The organism is Gluconacetobacter diazotrophicus PA1 5, from assembly GCF_000021325.1.
GTDB classification, from domain to species: domain Bacteria; phylum Pseudomonadota; class Alphaproteobacteria; order Acetobacterales; family Acetobacteraceae; genus Gluconacetobacter; species Gluconacetobacter diazotrophicus.
The window spans coordinates 3,077,847-3,099,164 of record NC_011365.1 but is presented as its reverse complement, the minus strand read 5'-3'; the positions used below and the strand labels follow the sequence as shown (position 1 = coordinate 3,099,164).

Here is a 21,318-nt window from a genome sequence, read left to right as displayed (position 1 = left end):
TGTTGAATCAGATTTTCGGCAATCTGGGTACCCATATTCCGATTCAGACCGAAATCATCACGCTCTAACGTTGGTCAGCCTCGGCTGGGGCCTTCTGCTGGCGCTGGAAGGCGCGATCGGATCCGCCCAAAGCGGCGTGAGTTTTCGCGAGGTGCATGATTTGGACGGACCGATGCGCTTCACTTTCCGGTCCTATTGGCGGCAAGCAAACAGCAATCCGTCCCTGTCTCCGTTCTTGAAGATGCTACGCGAACGCTATCCTGATCTTTCCGCCGATCAGCCCCTGATCTGACTCTGGTCGCGCCGAGCCTTGGTGAACGCTCGATCGGTCGCCATGAATCGCGTGATCATCGGGACAATCAATTTCACCGGATCGGGCACAGCTTGACCTGTTGTCCTACCAAGCGTCTCAGCATAGGCGACGAGATCACGGTGGACTCCGGCGGGAAGTTCAACACTTACTTTGACGGGCTTGTCCTCTGTGAAGGGTCCAAGTTTCAATTTGCTCATGGCCTCCCTCCTTGGTCGTACGGCGCGAGCACCAGGTCGCGCGTGACGATCACGCGCACCGGGAAGCCCGGGCGGATCGTCAGCGTCGGCTGGATGTTGAGCTGGCGCTGCACGATCTGCTGGCCGGTCTGACTGATACTGTTCGACGCGCCGCTCCGGATCGCCTGCACCAGGTTGTTCTCGTCCTGGCTCGTGCCCGCCTCAGCGCCGACGCTGAGCAAAGTCGAGAGCACTGCCGCCTTAAAGAGCATGCCCCAATGGTTGTCGACTTCGTCCTCGAGGCCGGCATAGCCCTGCGTGTCAGCGCCAGGCTGGCGCTCCAGCACGATCGAATTGCCGTCCGGCATAATGATGCGTGTCCAGACAAGGAGGATGCGGCTCTGGCCGAAGGCGACCGAGCTGTCGTACTGGCCGATCAGCTTCGCCCCCTGCGGGATCAGCAGGTATTGGCCGGTCGGAGAATCATAGATGGGCTCGGTCACTTGGGCGGTGATTTGGCCGGGAAGGTCGGAACGGATGCCCGTGATGAGCGCCGCCGGGATCACCGTTCCTGCCTGCACGACATAGGGCGAAGCCTTGGCTTCGAGACGGTCGAGACTGACCGTCCGCTTGTCCGGCGTGGTGTTGAGGAACGCGGTCTTGCGGTCCTGCATGTTCTGCGCGGAGCCGGCGTCGACGGGCGGCGCGGGCGATGGCCCGCTCTGCGTCCCCGCCGCCGGAGGCGTGACGAGGCCGACTGGCTGGGGTTGCTCGTTGGTCTGCGCAAACAGGCGGCTGACACGCGCCGCCTCGGTCTCTTGGGCAAGGCGCTGCGCCGCCGGATCGGGCGTGGTCGCTGGGACCGTGGTGTTGGGCGCCGCGCCGGCGTTCAAGATCGGCTTGCCAAGATCGCCAGGCAGCGGCGGCCCGAGCGGGGGCGCCTGGCGCGGCAGGCCCGTGTAGTCCTTTGGCAGGCCAGCCAGCCCCTCGGCTGAGGGGCGGTTCTGGGTGCTGAGCAGCTCTTGGCCGGACTGTCCCTTGTTGTGGGTCTGAAGCGCGTAGCCAAGTGCGCCGGCCACGGTGAGCGCAGACACCCCTCCGAGCGTGATCAGCACCTTGCGAGAGAGACGCGTGACGCGCGGTCGTTCGCCCCTGAGCCGCAGGTCGGGCGGCACGACCGGCGTCGGCGCCGGCTGTTGTTCTTCCGGCTCGTCCGTCATGACCGCGGCCTTCCGTCGGTGCGGACGATGCGGACCCGCCGCTCGCTGTCCTTGTCTCCGAGGCGCAACTCGGCCGCGGCAAACAGGCGATCGACGATGTAGTAGTTCTGCCGGACCCGGTAATTCACCAGCTCGGAGCCGCCGGCGGGCCCGATGACGAAGAGCGGCGGCATTTCGCCCTGGCGGATGCCGGACGGGAACTCGATGTAGACCTTCTGACCATCGTCGAAGGCGCGCAGCGGTCGCCAGGCGGGGTTATCGCCCTCGATCGCATAGCGGAAGTTGATCGCGGCAAGGTCGACGCCGGTGGCTATCGGCGCGACCGTCTCGGCCGCGGCATTCTGCTGGCGCAGCGCGATGAGCTGGTCTTCCGGGTACTGCCAGGAGACCGAGGCCATGTAGGTTTTCTCGGTCGAGCGCAGCTCAAGTAGATAGGTCCGTCGATCGGTGTTGATGACGAGGTTCGTCACCAAGTCAGGCCGCGTCGGCTTGACGAGGATGTGGATCTTCTTGGTCGCGCCCGCGCCGCTCTCCGTGTCGCCGATGATCCAACGTACCGTGTCGCCGGCGGCGACCGGGCCGGTGCCGACGAGTTGCTCGCCCTCCTGCAGCGCGATGTCGGTGATCTCGCCCGGTGCGGTGTAGGCCTGATAGAGCGCACCCGCCGAATAGGGATAGACCTGCACGGCGTTGATGAAGCCATTGCGAACTGGCTGGATGCGGGCGGCCGCATTCGCCTGGTTGACGCGCACGGTGGGATCGGGCGCCTCCGGGACGGGCTTGCCCGTGTTGAGCGGCTTCAATTGACCCGGCAAGGGTAAGGGCTTGGGCAGCTCGACGATCTTGACCGGCGCGGGCGGATCGACGGTGAGATTCGCCAGCGTCGCGCTGTCATAGTTGATGTCCGGCGGGATGAACTTGTGTGCGCAGCCGCCGAGCGCTGACACGGAGAGCAGCAAAGCCGCAAGGCCGGCTTTACGGAAAGGCGTAATCCCTCCTTGCCGGTCCTGCTGAGAGACTGAAAGACGTGAAGCCGGACCGCCGGCTTCCATGGAAATCGGCGGGGTCATTGTCCCAGCTCCTTCGACCAGTTGATGGCGGTGACGTAGATGCCGAGCGGGTTCTTGCGGAGCGCGTCGGCGGTGGTCGGCGGCTGGATCGCCACGGTGAGAATGGCTGTCCAGCGCGAGGTGTCGGCGAGCGCGCCGTCCTGATAGCGGTGCTCGACCCATTCGACCCGGAAGCTCGACGGTGAGGCGCGGATCACGCTCGAGACGTCGATGGCGATCTGCTGATGGCCCAGCTTGGCGAACGGATCATTGGCGCGGGCATAGTCGTTGAGCGCCTGCGAACCCGAGGTGGTGGTGAAGTCGTAGGCCTGGAGCCAGTTCTGCCGCACGATGATCGGATCGGCCGGCAGCGAACGGACGATCTGGATGAAATGGGCGAGATACCAGGCGATTTCCGGATCGCTGGGCGCGTAGTCCGCGGTCGCGGGTGCGACGGCTTGGGCCTGGCCGAGCTTGTCGACTTGCACCACCCAGGGGACGATGCTGCCATTGGTCGATTGCCAGACGAGACCGCCAGCCAAGCCCAGGGAGAGCGCCAGCGAGCCGAAGGCCATCAGCCGCCAGTTCTTCGCCTGCACGCGGGCCGAGCCGATGCGATCGTCCCAAGCCTGGGCGGCGCGCTGGTATGGGGTTTCAGGCTCAGGTGTGCGGCCGTAGCGGACCGACGCGCGGCGGAAGATCGCCATGCTCATTCTCCTCCCGAGAGATCGACGGAATGGCCGCCGCCATGGCTATCGCCGGACTTGAGAACCTGGGCGGCGGTCTGCGCGCCGCGCGCCATCGACTGGTTCTGCTTCATGCGACGGGCCCAGGCGGGCGGCCCCGACGGGTTCGAGCCGGCATCGGTCGCGCCGCTGCCGCCCGCAGTCTGCGCGCCGCCGACCGTGCCTTGGGTGGATGAGCCGCCGGTTGCAGCGAAACTGGACCGGGCGCCGGCGGCGAAGCTTTCGCGCATCGAGCCGGCGGCGCGGCCCGCCGCACGGCGAATAGGCGCTACCGCTGAAGACGCGGCGGCCCGGCCGACCCCGCCAAGACCGGCGGCCACGCCCGAGACGCCGGAGCGGCCGGCCGAGGCCACGCTGTAGGCGGAGGAAGCGCCGCCAGCCATCGCCGCGCCGCCACGGGCGGCGGCGGCCGTGCCCGAGGCTGCCGCCATCGCTCCCCTTCCGGCCAGGCCGAGCGCTCCGGCGCCGGCCATCGCCGTGCCGGCGACGGCAAGGCCAGTCCCGACCGCGGCACCCGCACCGAGCTGCGGCGCGCCGGAGACCAGGCCCGTAGCGATGCCTGGGCCAAAGATGCCGAGGCCGAGCATGGCGAGCGCCGCGAGCACGACGGAGAGCGCCTGCTCGATCGTCGGCTGGCCGCCGGCATAGGTTTGGGTGAACTGCGAGAAGAGCCCGGTGCCGATGCCGACGATGACGGCCAGCACCATCACCTTCACGCCGGAGGCCACGATGTTGCCAAGCACCTTCTCGGCGAGAAACGCGGTCTTGTTGAAGAGCGCGAAGGGAATGAGGATGAAGCCGGCGAGGGTCGTCAGCTTGAACTCGATCAGCGTGACGAAGAGCTGCACCGCGAGGATGAAGAAGGCGATCAGCACCAGCAGCCAGGAGACCATCAGCACCGCGATCTGCACGAAGTTCGCGAAGAAGCTGGTGAAACCCATCATCTGGCTGGCGGCGTCGAGCAGCGGCTGACCGGCGTCGAGCCCGACCTGGGCGAGTTTGCCCGGCCGCAGGAAGTCGGCGGTCGAGATCGACGAACCGCCCGCCTTCAGACCGAGGCCGGCGAAGCTGTTGAAGACGATGGCCGAGAGATTATTGAAGTTGGTGATGATGAAGGCGAAGAAGCCGATGTAGAGTGTCTTCTTGACCAGGCGCTGGAGGATGTCCTCGTCGGCGCCCCAGGCCCAGAATAGACCGGCGAGCGTGATGTCGATGACGATCAGGGTGGAGGAAAGATAGCCGACCTCGCCCTTGATTAGCCCGAATCCGGAATCGATGTAGGTGGTGAAGGTGTTGAGAAAGGTATCGATGACGCCGACGTTGTTCATCGCGCGTCTCCTGACGAAGGAGTGGCCGGCGCGGCGCCGCCCGGGGGCGATGACGGCAACGGCCGCGCCGGCCTGCCGAAGAATCGCCGGCGGTTCTCCTCCCAGACCGCCACGCAATGCGGGTCTTCGGCGTCCTGTGGGCCAAGCGCGCTGCAACGGCGCAGCTCGGCCGAGAGGTCATCAGATGCCGGGGCGATGGTGGTCGGCGAGGTCTCGTCGGCAGCGGGCGCGGAGGGACGCCGATTGATCGTGACGAGCGCCGCGATGAAGCACGCGATCAGGGCGACGATCGCGGCGGCGCGGAAAATCTCCGACCGGCCCAGCATCACGCCACCTTAGTTGCCGCTGAACATGGTGACGTTGCCCGGCACATAGCCGGAGCGCGTCGAGAAGGTCTTGTAGTTCTGCTGGCCCTGCGCCTCGGCGGCGGCAACGCGCGCCTGCTCCAGAGCATCGGCGCGGCTCTTCGCCGACAGCACTGCAACGACATCGGAAAGCTGTTGGGATTGCAGCGCCAGAAGCTGGTTGCCGGCCTGGGCGGCCTGCAGCGCGCCCGTCGCGCTCTGGCTGGCCGTCACCAGCGAGGTCATGGCGCTGGAGTTGGTGGGGATGTTGCCGACGACGCCGGCCTGAACCTTCAGGCTGTCCTCGAAGGCGCCGACCGAATTCTGCCATCGCTGTTGGGCATTGGCGACCATTGTCGTGGTCGAGCCCGTGCCCGCCGCCGCGCCATAGCTGGTCGAGTAGGCGGTCTGAATGCGCTGCACATTGAACGAAATGTTCTGCGCCTGGCTGAGCAGCGACTGGGTCTGGGCGATCGACGACTGAAGCTGGGTCAGCGTCGACATCGGCAGGTTGGCGAGATTGCGGGCCTGATTGATCAGGCTCGTCGCCTGGTTGTTGATCATCGTGATCTGGTTGGTGATCTGCTGCAGCTCGCGCGCGGCCGTCAGCACGTTCTGGCTGAAGTTGGTCGGGTCGTAGACGATCCACTGCGCCGATGCCGGCGGCGCGGCAATGCCCAGCGACAATGCGACGGCGCTTGCCGCCGCCAGATGGCGCAGCTTGATCATGATGACGTCTCCAGATTGGTCAGGTCGGGAATGAGATCGGCTGCCCACAGAAGCTCGCGGTCGGCGAGCCAGGTGGGCGTGAAGGCCTCGCGGCCATTCTCGGCGGTGACGCGCTCGATCGCGGCGTGGTCGGCGTTCGACGAGGCCGCGCAGAAGGCAAGCGCGACGGGACCGAGCCCCAGCTCGAACAGGCGATTGCCGCGTCGCGACTGGCAGTAGTAGTCGCGCTTGGGCGTCGCCCGCGCGAGGATCTCGATCTGGCGATCGTTGAGGCCGAAGCGCCGATAGATCGCCGTGATCTGCGGCTCGATCGCGCGTTCGTTCGGCAGGAAGATGCGGGTCGGGCAGCTCTCGACGATGGCGGGCGCGATGTTGCTGCCGTCGATGTCGGAGAGCGACTGCGTGGCGAAGACGACGGAGGCGTTCTTCTTGCGCAGGGTCTTCAGCCACTCGCGGAGCTGCTGCGCGAATGCGGGGTCATCGAGGACCAGCCAGCCTTCGTCGATGATGAGCAGCGTCGGGCGACCGTCGAGACGGCCCTCGATGCGATGAAACAGATAGGTCAGCACGGCGGGCGCCGCGCCGGCGCCGATCAGCCCCTCGGTCTCGAAGGCCTGGACCGAGGCGGAACCGAGCTGTTCGACCTCGGCATCGAGCAACCGGCCGGAGGGACCGCCGACGCAATAAGGCTGGAGCGCCTGCTTCAGCGCCGTCGATTGCAGCAGCACCGCGAGGCCTGTGATGGTGCGCTCGCCCACGGGCGAGGACGCCAGAGACGTCAACGCCGACCAGACATGCTCCTTTGCAGTCGGATCGATGGTGACGCCTTCCTTGGCGAGGATCGCCGCCACCCACTCCGCCGCCCAGGCGCGCTCGGCCTGGGCGTCGATCCGCGCCAGCGGTTGGAGCGACACGGAATGCTCCGACCCCGCGGAGAGGCTGCCACCGAGATCGTGCCAGTCGCCGCCCATGGCGAGCGCGGCGGTGCGGATTGAGCCGCCGAAATCGAAGGCGAAGATCTGGTTGTTGCGATAGCGGCGGAACTGCATCGCCATCAGCGACAGCAGCACCGATTTGCCGGCGCCGGTCGGCCCGACGATCAGGGTGTGCCCGACATCGCCGACATGCAGGCTCAACCGAAACGGCGTCGAACCCTCAGTCTTGCCGAACAGCAGCGGCGGAGCCTGGAAATGCTCGTCCCTTGCCGGCCCCGCCCACACAGCCGACAGCGGAATCATATGGGCGAGGTTCAGCGTCGAGACCGGCGGCTGTCGGACGTTGGCATAGGCGTGCCCGGGGATGGACCCGAGCCACGCCTCCAGCGCGTTCACCCCTTCCGGCATGCAGGTGAAGTCGCGGCCCTGGATGACTTTCTCGATGAGGCGCAGCTTCTCGGCCGCGAGGCCGGGCTCTTCGTCCCAGACCGTGACGGTCGCGGTGATGTAGGCCTGCCCCACATCGTCGGTGCCGAGCTCCTGCAGCGCCAGGTCCGCGTCGGCCGCCTTGTTGGCCGCGTCGGAGTCGACCAGTGTCGACGCCTCGTTCGTCATCACTTCCTTGACGATGGCGGCGATCGACTTGCGCTTGGCAAACCACTGCCGCCGGATCTTGGTCAGCAGCTTCACCGCTTCGGTCTTGTCGAGCAGGATCGCGCGGGTGGACCAGCGATAGGGGAAGGCCAGGCGATTCAGCTCGTCGAGGATTCCGGGGTGGGTCGCGGTCGGGAAGCCGACGATGGTCAGCGTGCGGAGGTGGTGCGACCCAAGCCGCGGCTCGAGCCCGCCGGCGAGCGGCTCATCGGCCAGGAGCGCGTCGAGGTGCATCGGCGTCTCGGGGACGCGCACCCGCTGCTGGCGGGTCGAGATGGTCGAGTGCAGGTAGGTCAGCGTGTCGCCGTCGTCGAGCCAGGCGACCTCGGGCATGAAGCCCTCGACCAGTTGCAGGACGCGGTTGGTCCGATCGACGAAGCCGCGCAGCAGCTCCCATGGATCGACGCCGCTCTGCGAGCGGCCCTCGTAAAGGAAGCCTTCGATCCGGGACGCGTCCTCGGCCGGCGGCAACCACACGAAGGTGAGGAAGTAGCGGCTCTCGAAATGCGCGCCCGCTTCCTCGAAAGCGTCCTGCCGTTCGAGATCGACCAGGGCCGAGGCCGGATCGGGAAAGATCGAATGGGGATAGGTCTGGGCGGCGATCCGCTGCGCCTCGACGAAGATCGCCCAGCCGGAGCCAAGGCGGCGGAGCGCGTTGTTCAGCCGTGCGGTGACGCCGACCAGCTCGGCCGGTGTCGCGCTGTCGAGGTCCGGCCCGCGAAACCGCGCCGTGCGCTGAAACGAGCCGTCCTTGTTGATGACCACGCCCTCTCCAACGAGCGCCGCCCAGGGCAGGAAGTCAGCGAGGCCGGAGGGGCGATGGCGATATTCGGCAAGGTTCAGCATGGCCGCCTCAGACCCCCAGATGTGCGGGATAGCGAAGGTGACGGCGAACCACGTCGACGAACTGCGGGTCGCGCTTTGCGGCCCAGACCGCTGCGGCGTGCCCGACGGCCCAGATGAGCGCGCCGGGTATCCAGAGACGGAGGCCGAGCGCGATCGCCGCCGCGAGCGTGCCGTTGGCGATCGCGACGGTCCGCGGCGCGCCGCCCATCAGGATCGGGTCGGTGAGCGCGCGATGGACCGGCGCGAAGAAGCCGGGCACGTCGGGATCGACGATCGCGGCCATCAGATCAGCGCTCCGCCGGAGAAGCTGAAGAAGGACAGGAAGAAGCTCGACGCGGCGAAGGCGATCGAGAGGCCGAACACGATCTGGATCAGCCGGCGGAAGCCGCCGGAGGTGTCGCCGAAGGCGAGGGTCAGGCCGGTCACCGTGATGATGATCACCGAGATGATCTTCGCGACCGGGCCTTGCACCGACTCCAGGATGGAGTTGAGCGGCGTCTCCCACGGCATGGAGGAGCCAGAGGCATAGGCCGCCGGAGCGAAGGCCAGCGAGAGCGCAGCGAAGGTGATGACGTCGAGGGCGCGCCGGTGCATCCGGCGGGCGGTGGCGAGAACACGGATCATGAGGGGTCTCCGAGATCGCCGCCCGCCTCGGCGGGTTGGACGCGGTAATCGCCGGTGGCGGGATCGAGACCGGCGATGAGGGCGAGTTCGGAGAGGCGGCGTTCGCCGCCGCGGCCGCGCAGCACCGCGACGAGATCGATGGTCTCGGCGATCAGCGTCTTGGGGACGGTGACGACGGCTTCCTGGATGAGCTGTTCGAGGCGGCGAATCGCGCCGAGCGCGGTGCCGGCGTGGATCGTGCCGATCCCGCCGGGGTGTCCGGTCCCCCAGGCTTTGAGCAAATCCAACGCCTCGGCGCCGCGCACCTCACCGATGGGGATACGGTCGGGCCGCAGACGCAGGGACGAGCGGACCAGGTCGGAGAGCGAGGCGACCCCATCCTTGGTCCGCATCGCTACCAGGTTCGGCGCGCGGCATTGCAGCTCGCGCGTATCCTCGATCAGCACCACGCGATCGCTGGTCCCCGCGATCTCGGCCAGGAGCGCGTTGGTGAGCGTGGTCTTGCCGGTGCCGGTCCCGCCGGCGACCAGGATGTTCTTGCGGGAGGCAACGGCCTCGCGCAGCGACGCTGCCTGGCCCGCGGTCATGGTGCCGGCGGCGACGTAGTCGTCGAGCGTGAAGACGGCGACGGCGGGTTTGCGGATTGCAAAAGCCGGAGCCGTGACGACAGGTGGGAGAAGGCCCTCGAACCGCTCCCCCGTCTCGGGCAGCTCGGCCGAGACTCGCGGGCGCTCGGCATGGACCTCGGCGCCGACATGATGCGCGACCAGGCGCACGATCCGCTCGCCGTCGGCGGCCGACATGGTTCGCCCGGTATCCTCCAGGCCTCCCGACAGCCGATCGATCCAGAGCCGACCGTCGGGATTGAGCATCACCTCAACGATCGACGGGTCTTCAAGGAAAGCGGCGATCGCGGGCCCAAGCGCGGTGCGCAGCATGCGCGCGCCGCGTGAGAAGGCCTCGGAATGGAGTGGAGCAAGTGCCACGATCGTCCCCGTCGGAGGGCCAATCGCGACACGCGATTGGCAACGGGGATGATTAGAAAAGGAAGAAAATGGGGCGCTTCAACAAGTATTCAGATGGCGTAGCGCCACAGCGTAGAGCAGAGAAAAAATACTTGCCGGGTGCGGAGAGCCACGGTCGTCGATACCGACGAAGTGCCGTCTCCGAACGTCTAGGTGGGTGGCGACTCGGGCTGAGAGTTCCTCGCCCCTCCGCACGGCCAGATCCGTAGGTCGGCACCGGCATCATCGGAGACGATACCCGACACATAACACCCGGGTGTTATTGACATAGAATATCTACCCGGGTAATAAAAGCCATTCTCCGGCCTTGGTGTCCGCCCGTGTCTAATGCGCTGTCGAAACCCTGTACGGCCTTCTGCGACCAGCAGCGCCTGTCGTCCGGTCCGCTGATCGAAGTGGCTCTGACTGTAAAAGCGGCGACGGAAAGAGATTCCTCGACCATGGTCCTCGTCTTCGATGACACGACGGGCCGCGTCATCGATCTGGACCTCCGAGGCGGCAAGGCCGAGGTTATCGAGAGGCTGTCCCGCCCACCTCGACCCGTCGCCGGGCGCTATCGGCCCCAAGCGGACGAGATGCCGGAACCCGCATGCGATGGGGGTTCTGAACCGAGAGGTCGAGGACGGCCGAAATTAGGGGTCATCTCGCGTGAGGTGACGCTGTTGCCGAGGCACTGGGAATGGCTGGCCGATCAGCCGGGCGGTGCGTCCGCCGTCCTGAGAAGGCTGGTGGATGAGGCCGGGCGAGACGGCGGAACGCGGCGGCAGCGCCGCGCGGCCCAAGAGGCCGCGTACCAGTTCATGCAAGCGATCGCCGGTGATCTGCCTGGCTATGAGGAGGCGAACCGCGCTCTCTTTGCCGATGATCGCTCCGGTCTGGAGCGGTGGGTCGCCACATGGCCGCAAGACGTCCGGGAGTACGCCCTGCATCTGGCGTTCGGCTCCGAGCGGCAGTCCAGCGGGACAACGGATAATGAAAAGGAGAGGCTGTGAGCGTCCTCGCGAAGGTCAATTATCTCGAACCGACGCCGAGCACCGGCAAACTATTCGTCCAGCGCGGTTTCGAAGGCAGCATCATCATGCTGAACCTTCTGAGATTCCGCGCGATAGCCGATTACTCGGCTCATCCGGAGCTCGCGCCGCCGGAGCCGATCAGCGGTGCGGAAGCGTTCGACCGGTATATTCGGCATACCCTTCCGTTTTTGCACGACAGCGGTGGTGAACTCCTGCTGCTCTGCGCTGGCGGCCCATTCCTGATCGGGCCGGAAGACGAGACGTGGGACAGGGCGATGCTGGTTCGCCAAAGCAGCGTCGCATCCTTCCTGGCCTTCGCCAGTCACGACGCTTACCTCGCCGGCATCGGACACCGCACGGCGGCGGTCGAAGACTCGCGCCTTCTGCCCTTGAGTGAACTCCTGCCTCCGGCTTGACCCAGGACACGCCACGACCATGAATACCGTACAAGCCAGCGGCATTGAGCTGGCCTATGACAGCTTCGGCGACGAGACCGACGAAGTGATCCTGCTGATCGCCGGGCTCGGCACCCAAATGATTCGATGGACGGATCCATTCTGCGAAGACCTGGCGGTGCGGGGCTATCGTGTGATCCGCTTCGACAACCGCGACGCCGGGTGTTCGACGCATTTCAGCCACTGCGCTCCGCCGGATTTCGGGGCACTGGCAGCGGCGCTCATGACCGGACGACCGCCCGACGTTCCCTACACCCTCTACGACATGGCTGCGGACGCGATCGGCCTGCTTGATGCTCTCGACATCGATCGGGCGCACGTTGTCGGCAGATCGATGGGTGGAATGATCGCGCAGATCATGGCAAGCGAACATCCCGAGAGGGCGCTATCCCTGACCTCGATCATGTCGAGCACGGGCAACCCGCAGCTTCCGCAAGCCGCGCCGGATGTCATGGCGATGATGACGCGCTCGGCACCCGATCCTTTCTCCGACGAACAGGGATTTTTGGCGCACGCTTTGGCTTTCGCCCAGCGCATCGCCGGATCGCGGTACCCACTCGACGGCGAGGTTCACCGCCTCCTCGTTCTGGAAGAAATCAGACGCGCATATGACCCCGCCGGCGGCGCGCGACAGCTCGCGGCGATGGCCGTCGCCGGCGACCGCCGTTCACGGCTGACCACCATCATGGTTCCTGCGTTGGTTGTGCATGGGACGGACGATCCGCTCATTGCTCCGGCCTGCGGCAAGGACACCGCCGCCTCGATCCCGAATGCGGACTTCATGCTGATCGACGGCATGGGCCATGACATGCCGCCTGCGCTTTATCAGACGATCGCCGGGGAAATCGACCGAACGGCTCGACGGGCCAGAGGTTGAAACACTTTCCTCAGCCTGCCGAAGAGGGAAACTAGACCATGGCAGTCTCAATCACGCGACGTCTTGCATTGGCTGCGCCGCTCGTGGCGTGGCCTATATCCAATGCGTGGGCCCACGGCGACATTCAGGCGCGGTTGCAGGAACTGGAATCACGCAGCGGCGGACGACTGGGTGTGGCCATACTCGATACGGCGACCGGTCGGTTGATCGGCAACCGGGTCAACGAACGCTTCGCCATGTGCAGTACGTGCAAAGCGCTTGTCGTGGCTTTCGTTCTGTCGCGCATCGACCGGAATGAGGAATGGCTCAACCGGCGCGTCACCTTCACCGAGCACGATCTGGTCTCGCCCTTCAAGGCCACCAAGCCCCATGTCGGCCCTGGAGGCATGACGATCGCGGAACTCTGCGAAGCTGCAATCACGGTCAGCGATAGCACAGCCGCCAATCTGCTGTTCGCCAGCTTCGGCGGGCCAGAGGCGCTGACGACCTACTTGCGATCGTTGGGCGATCAAGTGACCAGGCTTGACCATGTGGAGTTGGCGCTGAACATCGTTAAGCCGGGCGAGATCCATGACACCACTTCACCAGCCGCCATGGCGGAGACGTTGCGCAAGCTGCTGCTCGGCAACGCCCTCTCGGACGCTTCGCGTGCCCTTCTGGCGGAATGGATGAGCGGCACGAAGGACGCCGCGACTCATCGACTTCGGGCCGGGCTGCCCGCAGGGTGGCGTATTGCCGACAAGCCCGGCACCTGGGAGAAGATCGCGACGAACGATATCGGCGTTGTCTGGCCGCCTGGCCGCGCTCCGATCGTGGTCACAGCCTATCTCGGCGAAGCGCCGGGCTTGGTGGCAAGTCGGGAAGCCATTCTTGCCGATGTGGCTCGAATCGTCGCTGCTGGTCTGTAGAACCCGTCCACCGGGTCCAGTCCCTCTGGCCCGGCGCGAATCCGTTCTGCGTCGACATTCCATCCTCTATTCATTCTTGGATTGAGATTGTTCGACGTCTTCTGGGATCTCCTGCCGCAGCTTTGGTCCTTCGTTGAGGCGCCGCCCCAGAGTCGCGACGAAATTATCGTACCGTGCGCCGGCCTGCGCTCGCGCCGCCTTGGCGGCTGGCTCGGGCAGCGGCGGCGTGGTGTTGAGCCAAAAGCGGATGAACAACGCCAGGGTCTCGACACCGATGCCGACATCACGTTCGAGACGCGCCAGTCGCCGATCCTGCTGGTCGAGCCGCTTGGCGATGGCGGCTTCTCGCCGCTCGTCGGCGTCGGGCGATAGGAACGAAGCGATGGCGGCCTCGGCGATCAACGACATCGACTGCTCGCGGCGCGCGGCGTAGGCCGCCAGCGACTGCATCACCTCAGGGTCGAGATAAACCGAGAGCTGGGCTTTCTTCTTCGGCATAGCCACGAGCGCCTCACATCCCGAGGTCGTCGCCCGGATCAAGCGAAGCCTGCTGGGCGAGGCCCTGCATGAGGTCGTTCATCCGGCCGATGCGGGGTGCGTCCTCCTCCATGTCGTCGACCGGGTCGAGCGCGAACTCATTCTCGATCGGTGCTTGCTTCTCGACGGTGCCTTGACTGAGTTCGGGCTGCTTCCGGCGGTCGGTGTTCTTCGGGTCCTCGTCGTCGGCGTCCTCGTCATCGACCCCAGCCGGCGCCGGTGGTCGAGGCGGCAACGGGCGCGAACTCCAATCGTCGGGGCGCACCTCTTTCGGACGCGCCAGCACCGGAGGCGCCATGATGCGCTCCTGAAGGCGTTCGTCCTCGTAGTAGCGCGCCTTCTTCGCGCGGATCGGATGGACCCCCGACACCATGACAATCTCGTCGGTCGGCGGGAGCTGCATCACCTCGCCAGGCGTCAGCAGCGGGCGCGCGGTCTCCGAGCGCGAGACCATGAGGTGCCCCAGCCACGGCGACAGCCGGCTACCGGCATAGTTCTTCATCGCCTTCATCTCGGTCGCCGTGCCGAGCGCGTCGCTGACTCGCTTCGCCGTCCGCTCGTCGTTGGTCGCGAAGCTGACCCGCACATGGCAGTTGTCGAGGATCGAGTTGTTTGGACCGTAGGCCTTCTCGATCTGGTTCAGCGACTGGGCGATCAGGAAGCTCTTGATGCCGTAGCCGGCCATGAAGGCTAGCGCGGACTCGAAGAAGTCGAGGCGGCCGAGCGCCGGGAACTCGTCGAGCATGAGGAGCAGTCGGCGTCGCCCAGCTTTGGCCTGCAGGTCCTCGGTCAGCCGCCGGCCGACCTGGTTGAGGATGAGGCGGATGAGCGGCTTGGTCCGGTTGATGTCAGACGGTGGCACGACGAGGTACAGCGTGGTCGGCCAGTCACCGGCCACGATGTCGCCGATCCGCCAGTCGCAGCGCCGCGTCACCTCGGCCACCACGGGATCGCGGTAGAGGCCGAGGAACGACATGGCCGTGCTCAGCACGCCGGACCGCTCGTTGCCGGACTTGTTCAGCAACTCGCGCGCTGCGGAGGCGACGACGGGATGGACGCCGGCCTCGCCGAGGTGCGGCGTCCGCATCATCGCCGACAGTGTCGACTCGATTGGCCGCTTCGGATCAGAGAGGAAGGACGCGACGCCAGCGAGGGTCTTGTCCTCCTCGGCGTAGAGGACATGAAGGATCGCGCCGACCAGCAGCGCGTGGCTGGTCTTCTCCCAATGGTTCCGCTTTTCGAGACTGCCTTCCGGGTCGACCAGGATGTCGGCGATGTTTTGGACGTCGCGGACCTCCCACTCGCCGCGGCGCACCTCGAGTAGCGGATTGTAGGCCGACGATTTTGCGTTGGTCGGATCGAACAGGAGGACGCGGCCGTGCTGCGCGCGAAAGCCCGCGGTGAGCTGCCAGTTCTCACCCTTGATGTCGTGGACGATCGCCGAGCCCGGCCAGGTCAGCAGCGATGGGATGACGAGGCCGACGCCCTTGCCGCTGCGGGTCGGGGCGAAGCACAGGACATGCTCGGGACCGTCATGGCGGAGATAGCTGCGCTGATGACGGCCCAGCACCACGCCGTCGGAACCGAGGAGGCCAGCTTCAGCGATCTCCTGCGGCTGCGCCCAACGCGCGGAGCCATAGGTCGCGATGTTCTCGGCCTCGCGGGCGCGCCAGACGGACATGCCGATGGCCACCGCCGCGGCGATGAGACCGCCGGATGAGGCGATGTATGCGCCCTCGATGAAGATCGATGGCGCATAAGCATCGTAGGCGTACCACCACCAGAAGAACGCCGGCGGCAGATAGAACGGGAAGTGCAGGACCTCGAACCAGGGCCGTCCCAGCTCGGGCTGGAAGCCGAGCCGCCAGGCAGTCCATTCGGTCGCGATCCAGGTCGCCAGCAAGACGATGGCGAAGACGGTGATGATCTGACCCCAGAGAATTTTGGTCGCAGGCACGACATTCCTCCTCGCTGGAAGAGGTCGGCGGCGACTTACGGCGATTGCAAGCTCGTTCAAGGCTCGATCGCGTCCCGTCGCGGCGGCGCGAAAAAATACTTGAACTAGCGTAGGTCGCTGGTCGGCCCCGCTGCGCGGCCGAAAGACGGATCTCTTTTCATCAGATAGACTGAACAGATCGTCTTTACAGATTACCTGTTGATATGGCAGAAGGAGATATGACTGCTGCCCTGGATCACCAGCGAGCCCTCCGCGCGTCGACCCTGGCGCAGAATCTTCGCGCGCTATTCGGTAAGCTGAAGCGGCGCTTGCGCGAGCAAGCGGATGCCGGAGACCTCAGCCCCTCTCAGGTATCTGTGCTGCTGCGCCTTGAAAAGGACGGCCCCGCTACGGCATCGGCCCTCGCTCGCGCCGAAGGGATGCGGCCCCAATCCATGGCGCCAGTCCTCGCCGCGCTGGAAGGCGCAGGCTTGGTGAGTGGCGCGCCGGACCCTGAGGACGGTCGGCAAACCCTTCTCTCGCTCACGCAAGCCTGCCGCAAATGGGTCGAGGACGGACGCGCCGCGCGCCAGGACTGGCTGACTAGGGCGCTTCAGGCGCGGCTCTCGCCGCAGGAGCAGGAGGAAGTCGCAAGGGCCGTCGAACTGCTCAGACGGCTCGTCGACGAGTGAAAGAGCCCTGAGCGTCAGTCCGGCCGAAAGATTGCGACCCAGGAAAGGATAATCCTATGCCCCTGACGACACTCGACCCGAATACGGCGCTGATCATCGTCGATCTGCAGAAGGGGATCGTCAGCCTTCCTGGCCTTCCCGCAATGGACAGCGTCATCGAACGGGCGAGCGTGCTTGCGAGGGCCTTCCGGGATCGCGCACTGACGGTGGCGCTCGTCAACGTCGCCGGGGGAGCGCCAGGCCGCGTCGAGCAACCGCGCCAGATAGGGTCGCTCCCGGAGGGATGGACGGACCTCATCCCGGAGCTGGACCAACAGCCCAGCGATCTCGTCGTCACCAAACGGACCTGGGGCGCCTTCGCCAGCACCGATCTCGAGGCGCAGTTGAAAGCGCGCGGCGTCACCCAGGTGGTGGTCGCGGGCGTGGCGACCGGAACCGGCGTCGAGGCGACGGCGCGTCAGGCCTATGAGGCGGGCTTCAACGTCACCTTCGCGCTCGACGCCATGACCGACATGCGTCCCGAGGCGCACGCCTACAGCACCAGGAACATCTTCCCGCGGCTCGGCGAGACCGGCACGAGCCAGGAGATCATCGATCTCCTGCCGTCGAGGAGCGCCTGAGATGCTCTGGCTTGACCTCCTGTCCTATTTCTTCGGCGGCGCCTTCCTGGCGAACGCGATCCCTCACTTCGTCAGCGGCACGATGGGCCGGCCGTTTCAGAGCCCCTTCGCCAAGCCGCCCGGACAAGGGCTCTCTTCGTCGACCGTGAACGTTCTCTGGGGGTTGTTCAACCTGGTCGTCGGCTATGTGCTGGTCTGTCGCGTGGGCGATTTCGGGTTGAAGAATACGGGCGATGTCGTCGCACTCGGCATCGGCGCCATCCTCATCGCGCTGTTTTCTGCCCGACACTTCGGCCGCTTCCACGGCGGGAATGGGTCGGAGCATTCATGAAGGCTCCCGTCTGGGGCGCCTTCCGGTCTCTACGAGGGTTCAACTATCGGCTCTGGTTCGCCGGCGCCTTCGTCTCCAATGTCGGCACCTGGGTCCAGCGTACGGCCCAGGACTGGCTGGTGCTGACCCAAATGACCCAGCACGACGCCTCGGCGGTGGGCTGGGTCATGGCGCTGCAATTCGGACCGCAGCTCATCCTCCTGCCATGGACAGGCTTCGCCGCCGATCATTTCAATCAGCGCAAGCTTCTCATCGCGACCCAAGCGGCCATGGGCGTCCTCGCTCTGGCACTGGGCACGCTCACCGTCGCCGGCATCGTCAAGCTCTGGCACGTCTACGTCTTCGCTTTCCTGTTCGGCAGCGCCGCTGCTTTCGACGCCCCCGTGCGCCAAACCTTCGTGGCGGAGCTGGTCGGGGACGAGGATCTGCACAATGCGGTGGCGCTCAACTCCACCTCGTTTAACGCCGCGCGGATGATTGGCCCGGCCGTCTCCGGTGTCGTGATCGCCGCGATCGGCACTGGCTGGGCCTTTCTGATCAATGGCGCCTCCTTCGCTGCGGTACTGATCTCGCTCGCCTTCCTGCGCAGGGCCGAGCTTCGTCCGAACGCCAGGGCCGCCCGTGGGCGGGGAAGCTTCATCGAAGGGCTTCGCTATGTGTGGGACCGGCCCGACCTCAAGGCGATCCTGATCATGCTGTTCCTGATCGGGACCTTCGGCCTGAACTTCCCGATCTTCGTCTCGACCATGGCGGTCAGCGTCTTCCACACGGATGCCCGTGGGTATGGATTGTTGTCGTCGATCATGGCGGTCGGCACGATGTCCGGCGCGCTTCTGGGGGCCGGTCGTGAAAGGCCCCAGTTTCGCTTGCTGCTGGTCGGTGCCGTGATCTTCGGTCTCGGCTGCACGCTCGCTGCCTTAGCGCCGGGCTATTGGTTCTTTGCCGGAGCGCTCGTCGTCATCGGCGCGGCGGCGCTCACCCTCACCAACACCACGAACAGCCTGATGCAGCTCTCGACCGAGCCCGCCATGCGCGGTCGGGTGATGGCGCTGCGCGTCGGCATCGCGCTGGGAGGCACGCCGATCGGCGCCCCGATCGTCGGATGGGTGGCCGGCCATTATGGGCCGCGCTGGGCGCTCGGCATCGGCGCTGCCTCGGGCTTCGCCGCCGCCATCGTGGCGCTGGTCGCCGTCCGCCGCCGCTAGGCTGGGAGCATCGCCCGGGCATATCGTATCGGCGGCATCCCGACATGACGGGCGAAGGCGGTGCTGAACGTGCTCGCAGAGGCGTAGCCGACTTGCGCGGCGACGTGCTCGATCGCCAGCTCCCGTGTGCGTAGCAACCGCTTGGCGAGCGCCATGCGCCAGGTCAGCAGATATTCGATCGGCGGCAACCCGACGACGCGGCTGAAGCGCGCAAAGAAGGCGGACCGCGACATCGCCGCCTCGGCGGCGAGATCGGCCACGGTCCAGCCGTGCGCGGGCCGCGCATGCATGGCCCGCAAGGCGAACACCAAGCGATCGTCCGATAGCCCCCGCGCGAGGCTTGGCACCGACAGGGTATCGGCCCCGCACCGCAGCGCCTCGATCAGCAGCACCTCGAGTAGACGCTCCAGCACCAGCTCCCGCGCCGGTCGGGCATGGCGCGTCTCATCGCCCACCAATTGAAGCAGCAGGGCAAGCCGCGGCTCGTCGCGGGCGACGATCATCGCCGGCAGCAGCGAGACGAGCAGGGCGGCATCGGGCGAGGCGAAGCTGCAGACCCCGACCTGCATTCTGAGATTGACCGGCTCGCCGGGCTCCCCGACCCGGAACCGCCCCTCACCGGTCTCCGTCGGCGTCATCGCGATCCCGTGCGGTGGCGCCTCGATGCTCTCGACGACATGGTCCTTGGTGACGGGCGACAGCACGAAATCGCCCTGGCGCGCGATGATCGGCGGGCGGCCGGACGATACCACCCGACACGCGCCCTCCAGCACCGCGAAGAACACTGGCTTGCCCTCGATGTCGCGGCGGAGGCGCCATCGGCCTGCATATTCGACCAGCTTGGAATAGCTCGCGGAGGGCTGAAGCAAGGTGACGATCTCAGCAAGCGGGTCGATGGTCATGACAGGACGATCGCAAATGTATCACGGACTTTCGACCATAGGAGGTCTCATCGCCCTTCGCCATATCCGGGTGACCACAATCACCTCGGAGTGCCTCCATGCCTACCATCCTGATCACCGGTTGTTCCTCGGGCTTCGGCCTCGAAACCGCGAAACTGTTTCTCGATAGGGGCTGGAAGGTCGTCGCCACGATGCGCCAGCCCAAGGCCGACATCCTACCTGCGTCCGCCGATCTCATCGTCCTGCCGCTGGACGTCACCGATCCAGGCAGTATCGCACAAGCGATCGAGCAGGCCGGCGAGATCGACGTGCTGGTCAACAATGCGGGATTCGGCGCCGCCGTGCCAATCGAGTTGATCGAGCCGGAAACGGCGCGGCAGCTGTTCGAGACCAATACCCTGGGCACGCTGGCGATGCTGCAGGCGATCCTGCCCGGCTTTCGCGAGCGCCGCGGCGGAGTGGTCATCAACGTCACCTCGACGGTGACGCTCAAGCCGCTGCCGCTGGTCAGCGTCTATCGCGCGAGCAAGGCGGCGGTGAACGCACTCACCGAGAGTCTCGCGGTCGAGATGGAGCCGTTCGGCGTGCGCGTGCATATCGTGCTCCCCGGCCGCTCCCCGGAAACGAACTTCGGCAACAATGCCATGCCGCATCTGCGCGGGCTCGATAACGCCGACTACAGGCCGCTGATCGAAGGCATGATCGCCCGTTTTCGCGATGATACCGGCCCGGTCACCCATGCCGCCGACGTGGCTATGGCGGTCTGGCGGGCCGCCACCGATCCGCACGCGCCGCTCAAGATCCCGGCCGGTGAGGATGCGGTGCAGTGGATGGCCGAGGCGGGATGAGCACGGTCAGGCAAAACGAACGCTGCTCTCGATGGAGAGCAGCCGTTGCCATAAGTCCTGCCGTTCATTCAGGTGGGAACAGGTATTGACACGGGCTGCGCAGCACATCCAGGAAAGCCCCGAACACCGGCCGCATCTGCAGTCGCGATGGATAATAGAGGTAGAAGCCCGGGAACGGCGCCGTCCACTCAGCCAGCAGATTGACCAGCCCACCCGACCCCACGTGCGGCGCCACGTCATTTTCGAGCAGATAGGCGATGCCGAGCCCGCTGAGCGCGGCATCGAGCATCAATTGCGGTTCGTTGAATGTCAGTGGTCCCGGCACGCGAACCTCGAAGGCGAGGCCGTTCTCTTCAAACTCCCAGGCGTAGATGGCGCCGCTGGCTACCATGCGGTAATTGATGCAGCGGTGGTTCACGAGATCCCGGGGGTGCCGGGGCGTCCCGTGACGCGCCAGATAGGATGGCGCAGCCACCACCGCCATCCGAAGGTCAGGGCCGACCTTCAGCGCGATCATGTCCTGCTCGATCTTCTCGCCAAGGCGAATGCCGGCATCGAACTGGTCGGCGATGACATCGCGAAAGGCATAGTCGATCAGGACTTCGACAGTCGCATCAGGATGCGCGGCCACGAAGGCGGGTAGCACCGGCCGGATGACCATCTCGTAGGCCTGACGCGTTGCGGTCAGGCGCACGGCGCCCGAGATGCTGCTCCGCTTGAGCTGGAGGCGGCCTACGGCGTTTTCGATGCGCTCCAGTTCCGGGCCAATCGATCTGAGCAATTCGTTGCCCGCCTCACTGACGGAGACGCTGCGGCTGTTGCGCTGAAGCAGACGGATCCCGAGCCTGCCTTCCAGCCGCTTGATGGTGTGGCTGAGGTTCGAGGTCGATGTGCCGAGTTCGGCCGCGGCGCGCGTGAAGCTTCGCACGCGGGCGACGCAAGCAAACGCCATCAGATCGTCCAAGCCGTCACGCATGATCATCCCATTTTGCTCAACGACCCTTC

At 66.0% G+C, this 21,318-nt stretch carries 25 protein-coding genes; 10 read left to right on the top strand and 15 right to left on the bottom strand.

The genetic code is table 11. The annotated features are described in order from the left end of the window. Positions 1-70 precede the first annotated feature (70 nt). Complete coding sequence (locus tag GDIA_RS14205) at positions 71-292, top strand: type 2 periplasmic-binding domain-containing protein (RefSeq protein WP_043459007.1); 222 nt, start codon at positions 71-73, stop codon at positions 290-292. Here the strand turns inward: GDIA_RS14205 and GDIA_RS18825 are convergent. Genes GDIA_RS18825 through trbB form a run of 11 tightly spaced genes read right to left on the bottom strand, consistent with a single transcriptional unit; the run spans position 277 to position 9,902 of the window. Continuing rightward, the gene (locus tag GDIA_RS18825) at positions 277-510 is read right to left on the bottom strand and encodes a DUF2274 domain-containing protein (protein WP_012554605.1); all 234 of its coding nucleotides are present in this window, start codon (positions 508-510) and stop codon (positions 277-279) included. The two genes, GDIA_RS14205 and GDIA_RS18825, sit on opposite strands and share 16 nt — an antisense overlap. After that, positions 507-1,709: a TraB/TrbI/VirB10 family type IV secretion system protein gene (locus GDIA_RS14200; protein ID WP_012554604.1), complete on the bottom strand. Its 1,203-nt coding sequence runs from the start codon at positions 1,707-1,709 to the stop codon at positions 507-509. Before GDIA_RS14200 ends, GDIA_RS18825 begins: the two co-directional genes overlap by 4 nt. Next, positions 1,706-2,779: a P-type conjugative transfer protein TrbG gene (gene trbG / locus GDIA_RS14195; protein ID WP_012554603.1), complete on the bottom strand. Its 1,074-nt coding sequence runs from the start codon at positions 2,777-2,779 to the stop codon at positions 1,706-1,708. Before trbG ends, GDIA_RS14200 begins: the two co-directional genes overlap by 4 nt. Further along, positions 2,776-3,459 carry a conjugal transfer protein TrbF gene (gene trbF, locus GDIA_RS14190; RefSeq protein ID WP_211205857.1) on the bottom strand — a complete coding sequence of 228 codons (684 nt, stop codon included), beginning with the start codon at positions 3,457-3,459 and terminating at the stop codon, positions 2,776-2,778. Before trbF ends, trbG begins: the two co-directional genes overlap by 4 nt. Before the next feature lie 8 nt (positions 3,460-3,467). Further along, positions 3,468-4,832 carry a P-type conjugative transfer protein TrbL gene (gene trbL, locus GDIA_RS14185; protein WP_012554601.1) on the bottom strand — a complete coding sequence of 455 codons (1,365 nt, stop codon included), beginning with the start codon at positions 4,830-4,832 and terminating at the stop codon, positions 3,468-3,470. Then, positions 4,829-5,158, bottom strand: a complete 330-nt coding sequence (gene trbK-alt, locus GDIA_RS14180; protein ID WP_012554600.1) for a putative entry exclusion protein TrbK-alt — start codon at positions 5,156-5,158, stop codon at positions 4,829-4,831. The genes trbL and trbK-alt overlap by 4 nt, the downstream gene beginning before the upstream one ends. Before the next feature lie 9 nt (positions 5,159-5,167). Further along, complete coding sequence (trbJ, locus tag GDIA_RS14175; protein ID WP_012554599.1) at positions 5,168-5,905, bottom strand: P-type conjugative transfer protein TrbJ; 738 nt, start codon at positions 5,903-5,905, stop codon at positions 5,168-5,170. After that, complete coding sequence (trbE, locus tag GDIA_RS14170) at positions 5,902-8,340, bottom strand: conjugal transfer protein TrbE (protein WP_012554598.1); 2,439 nt, start codon at positions 8,338-8,340, stop codon at positions 5,902-5,904. The genes trbJ and trbE overlap by 4 nt, the downstream gene beginning before the upstream one ends. Positions 8,341-8,347: 7 nt before the next feature. Next, complete coding sequence (locus GDIA_RS14165; protein WP_012554597.1) at positions 8,348-8,623, bottom strand: VirB3 family type IV secretion system protein; 276 nt, start codon at positions 8,621-8,623, stop codon at positions 8,348-8,350. After that, entirely contained in the window at positions 8,623-8,934 is a 312-nt protein-coding gene (locus GDIA_RS14160; RefSeq protein ID WP_157864218.1) for a TrbC/VirB2 family type IV secretion system protein, read from the bottom strand. Before GDIA_RS14160 ends, GDIA_RS14165 begins: the two co-directional genes overlap by 1 nt. A gap of 26 nt (positions 8,935-8,960) precedes the next feature. Continuing rightward, on the bottom strand, positions 8,961-9,902 hold the full coding sequence (gene trbB / locus GDIA_RS14155) for a P-type conjugative transfer ATPase TrbB (RefSeq protein ID WP_169307525.1): 942 nt from the start codon (positions 9,900-9,902) through the stop codon (positions 8,961-8,963). A gap of 407 nt (positions 9,903-10,309) precedes the next feature. On the opposite strand from trbB, the gene GDIA_RS14150 reads away from it, so the two are divergent. Genes GDIA_RS14150 through bla form a run of 4 tightly spaced genes read left to right on the top strand, consistent with a single transcriptional unit; the run spans position 10,310 to position 13,242 of the window. Then, the gene (locus tag GDIA_RS14150; protein ID WP_012554594.1) at positions 10,310-10,981 is read left to right on the top strand and encodes a DUF2239 family protein; all 672 of its coding nucleotides are present in this window, start codon (positions 10,310-10,312) and stop codon (positions 10,979-10,981) included. Further along, entirely contained in the window at positions 10,978-11,418 is a 441-nt protein-coding gene (locus tag GDIA_RS14145; RefSeq protein WP_012554593.1) for a DUF1330 domain-containing protein, read from the top strand. The genes GDIA_RS14150 and GDIA_RS14145 overlap by 4 nt, the downstream gene beginning before the upstream one ends. A 19-nt stretch (positions 11,419-11,437) precedes the next feature. Next, the gene (locus tag GDIA_RS14140; protein ID WP_012554592.1) at positions 11,438-12,334 is read left to right on the top strand and encodes an alpha/beta fold hydrolase; all 897 of its coding nucleotides are present in this window, start codon (positions 11,438-11,440) and stop codon (positions 12,332-12,334) included. Between the two features lie 38 nt (positions 12,335-12,372). After that, positions 12,373-13,242: a class A beta-lactamase gene (gene bla, locus GDIA_RS14135; RefSeq protein ID WP_012554591.1), complete on the top strand. Its 870-nt coding sequence runs from the start codon at positions 12,373-12,375 to the stop codon at positions 13,240-13,242. A gap of 66 nt (positions 13,243-13,308) precedes the next feature. Here bla and GDIA_RS14130 read toward each other — a convergent pair whose 3' ends face one another. Together GDIA_RS14130 and GDIA_RS14125 are read right to left on the bottom strand one after the other, a co-directional pair. Next, the gene (locus GDIA_RS14130; protein ID WP_012554590.1) at positions 13,309-13,740 is read right to left on the bottom strand and encodes a hypothetical protein; all 432 of its coding nucleotides are present in this window, start codon (positions 13,738-13,740) and stop codon (positions 13,309-13,311) included. Positions 13,741-13,753: 13 nt separating this feature from the next. Beyond that, the gene (locus GDIA_RS14125; RefSeq protein WP_012554589.1) at positions 13,754-15,736 is read right to left on the bottom strand and encodes a conjugal transfer protein TraG; all 1,983 of its coding nucleotides are present in this window, start codon (positions 15,734-15,736) and stop codon (positions 13,754-13,756) included. 218 nt (positions 15,737-15,954) lie between these two features. Between GDIA_RS14125 and GDIA_RS14120 the strand changes: the two genes are divergently transcribed. Genes GDIA_RS14120 through GDIA_RS14105 form a run of 4 tightly spaced genes read left to right on the top strand, consistent with a single transcriptional unit; the run spans position 15,955 to position 18,563 of the window. Next, on the top strand, positions 15,955-16,407 hold the full coding sequence (locus GDIA_RS14120) for a MarR family winged helix-turn-helix transcriptional regulator (protein WP_012554588.1): 453 nt from the start codon (positions 15,955-15,957) through the stop codon (positions 16,405-16,407). A gap of 56 nt (positions 16,408-16,463) precedes the next feature. Further along, entirely contained in the window at positions 16,464-17,027 is a 564-nt protein-coding gene (locus GDIA_RS14115; protein WP_012554587.1) for an isochorismatase family protein, read from the top strand. A 1-nt stretch (position 17,028) separates the two neighbouring features. Further along, positions 17,029-17,358: a hypothetical protein gene (locus tag GDIA_RS14110; RefSeq protein ID WP_012554586.1), complete on the top strand. Its 330-nt coding sequence runs from the start codon at positions 17,029-17,031 to the stop codon at positions 17,356-17,358. After that, the gene (locus tag GDIA_RS14105; RefSeq protein WP_012554585.1) at positions 17,355-18,563 is read left to right on the top strand and encodes an MFS transporter; all 1,209 of its coding nucleotides are present in this window, start codon (positions 17,355-17,357) and stop codon (positions 18,561-18,563) included. Before GDIA_RS14110 ends, GDIA_RS14105 begins: the two co-directional genes overlap by 4 nt. On the opposite strand, the gene GDIA_RS14100 is transcribed toward GDIA_RS14105, so the two are convergent. After that, complete coding sequence (locus GDIA_RS14100) at positions 18,560-19,465, bottom strand: helix-turn-helix transcriptional regulator (protein ID WP_012554584.1); 906 nt, start codon at positions 19,463-19,465, stop codon at positions 18,560-18,562. The two genes, GDIA_RS14105 and GDIA_RS14100, sit on opposite strands and share 4 nt — an antisense overlap. A gap of 98 nt (positions 19,466-19,563) precedes the next feature. Between GDIA_RS14100 and GDIA_RS14095 the strand changes: the two genes are divergently transcribed. Then, positions 19,564-20,313 carry an SDR family oxidoreductase gene (locus tag GDIA_RS14095; RefSeq protein WP_012554583.1) on the top strand — a complete coding sequence of 250 codons (750 nt, stop codon included), beginning with the start codon at positions 19,564-19,566 and terminating at the stop codon, positions 20,311-20,313. Positions 20,314-20,377: 64 nt separating this feature from the next. Here GDIA_RS14095 and GDIA_RS14090 read toward each other — a convergent pair whose 3' ends face one another. Next, complete coding sequence (locus GDIA_RS14090) at positions 20,378-21,295, bottom strand: LysR family transcriptional regulator (protein WP_012554582.1); 918 nt, start codon at positions 21,293-21,295, stop codon at positions 20,378-20,380. Between the last annotated feature and the right edge of the window lie 23 nt (positions 21,296-21,318).

What these genes read in the sequence shown, in the direction of transcription:
- GDIA_RS14110 (WP_012554586.1), top strand. Translation starts at nt 17,029, where the DNA reads ATGCTCTGGCTTGACCTCCTGTCCTATTTCTTCGGCGGCGCCTTCCTG.
- trbK-alt (WP_012554600.1), bottom strand. Translation starts at nt 5,158, where the DNA reads ATGCTGGGCCGGTCGGAGATTTTCCGCGCCGCCGCGATCGTCGCCCTG.
- GDIA_RS14200 (WP_012554604.1), bottom strand. Translation starts at nt 1,709, where the DNA reads ATGACGGACGAGCCGGAAGAACAACAGCCGGCGCCGACGCCGGTCGTG.
- GDIA_RS14120 (WP_012554588.1), top strand. Translation starts at nt 15,955, where the DNA reads ATGACTGCTGCCCTGGATCACCAGCGAGCCCTCCGCGCGTCGACCCTG.
- bla (WP_012554591.1), top strand. Translation starts at nt 12,373, where the DNA reads ATGGCAGTCTCAATCACGCGACGTCTTGCATTGGCTGCGCCGCTCGTG.
- GDIA_RS14100 (WP_012554584.1), bottom strand. Translation starts at nt 19,465, where the DNA reads ATGACCATCGACCCGCTTGCTGAGATCGTCACCTTGCTTCAGCCCTCC.
- GDIA_RS14115 (WP_012554587.1), top strand. Translation starts at nt 16,464, where the DNA reads ATGCCCCTGACGACACTCGACCCGAATACGGCGCTGATCATCGTCGAT.
- trbL (WP_012554601.1), bottom strand. Translation starts at nt 4,832, where the DNA reads ATGAACAACGTCGGCGTCATCGATACCTTTCTCAACACCTTCACCACC.
- GDIA_RS14160 (WP_157864218.1), bottom strand. Translation starts at nt 8,934, where the DNA reads ATGCACCGGCGCGCCCTCGACGTCATCACCTTCGCTGCGCTCTCGCTG.
- GDIA_RS18825 (WP_012554605.1), bottom strand. Translation starts at nt 510, where the DNA reads ATGAGCAAATTGAAACTTGGACCCTTCACAGAGGACAAGCCCGTCAAA.
- trbJ (WP_012554599.1), bottom strand. Translation starts at nt 5,905, where the DNA reads ATGATCAAGCTGCGCCATCTGGCGGCGGCAAGCGCCGTCGCATTGTCG.
- trbE (WP_012554598.1), bottom strand. Translation starts at nt 8,340, where the DNA reads ATGCTGAACCTTGCCGAATATCGCCATCGCCCCTCCGGCCTCGCTGAC.
- GDIA_RS14165 (WP_012554597.1), bottom strand. Translation starts at nt 8,623, where the DNA reads ATGGCCGCGATCGTCGATCCCGACGTGCCCGGCTTCTTCGCGCCGGTC.
- GDIA_RS14095 (WP_012554583.1), top strand. Translation starts at nt 19,564, where the DNA reads ATGCCTACCATCCTGATCACCGGTTGTTCCTCGGGCTTCGGCCTCGAA.
- GDIA_RS14105 (WP_012554585.1), top strand. Translation starts at nt 17,355, where the DNA reads ATGAAGGCTCCCGTCTGGGGCGCCTTCCGGTCTCTACGAGGGTTCAAC.
- GDIA_RS14130 (WP_012554590.1), bottom strand. Translation starts at nt 13,740, where the DNA reads ATGCCGAAGAAGAAAGCCCAGCTCTCGGTTTATCTCGACCCTGAGGTG.
- GDIA_RS14140 (WP_012554592.1), top strand. Translation starts at nt 11,438, where the DNA reads ATGAATACCGTACAAGCCAGCGGCATTGAGCTGGCCTATGACAGCTTC.
- trbG (WP_012554603.1), bottom strand. Translation starts at nt 2,779, where the DNA reads ATGACCCCGCCGATTTCCATGGAAGCCGGCGGTCCGGCTTCACGTCTT.
- trbB (WP_169307525.1), bottom strand. Translation starts at nt 9,902, where the DNA reads ATGCTGCGCACCGCGCTTGGGCCCGCGATCGCCGCTTTCCTTGAAGAC.
- GDIA_RS14090 (WP_012554582.1), bottom strand. Translation starts at nt 21,295, where the DNA reads ATGATCATGCGTGACGGCTTGGACGATCTGATGGCGTTTGCTTGCGTC.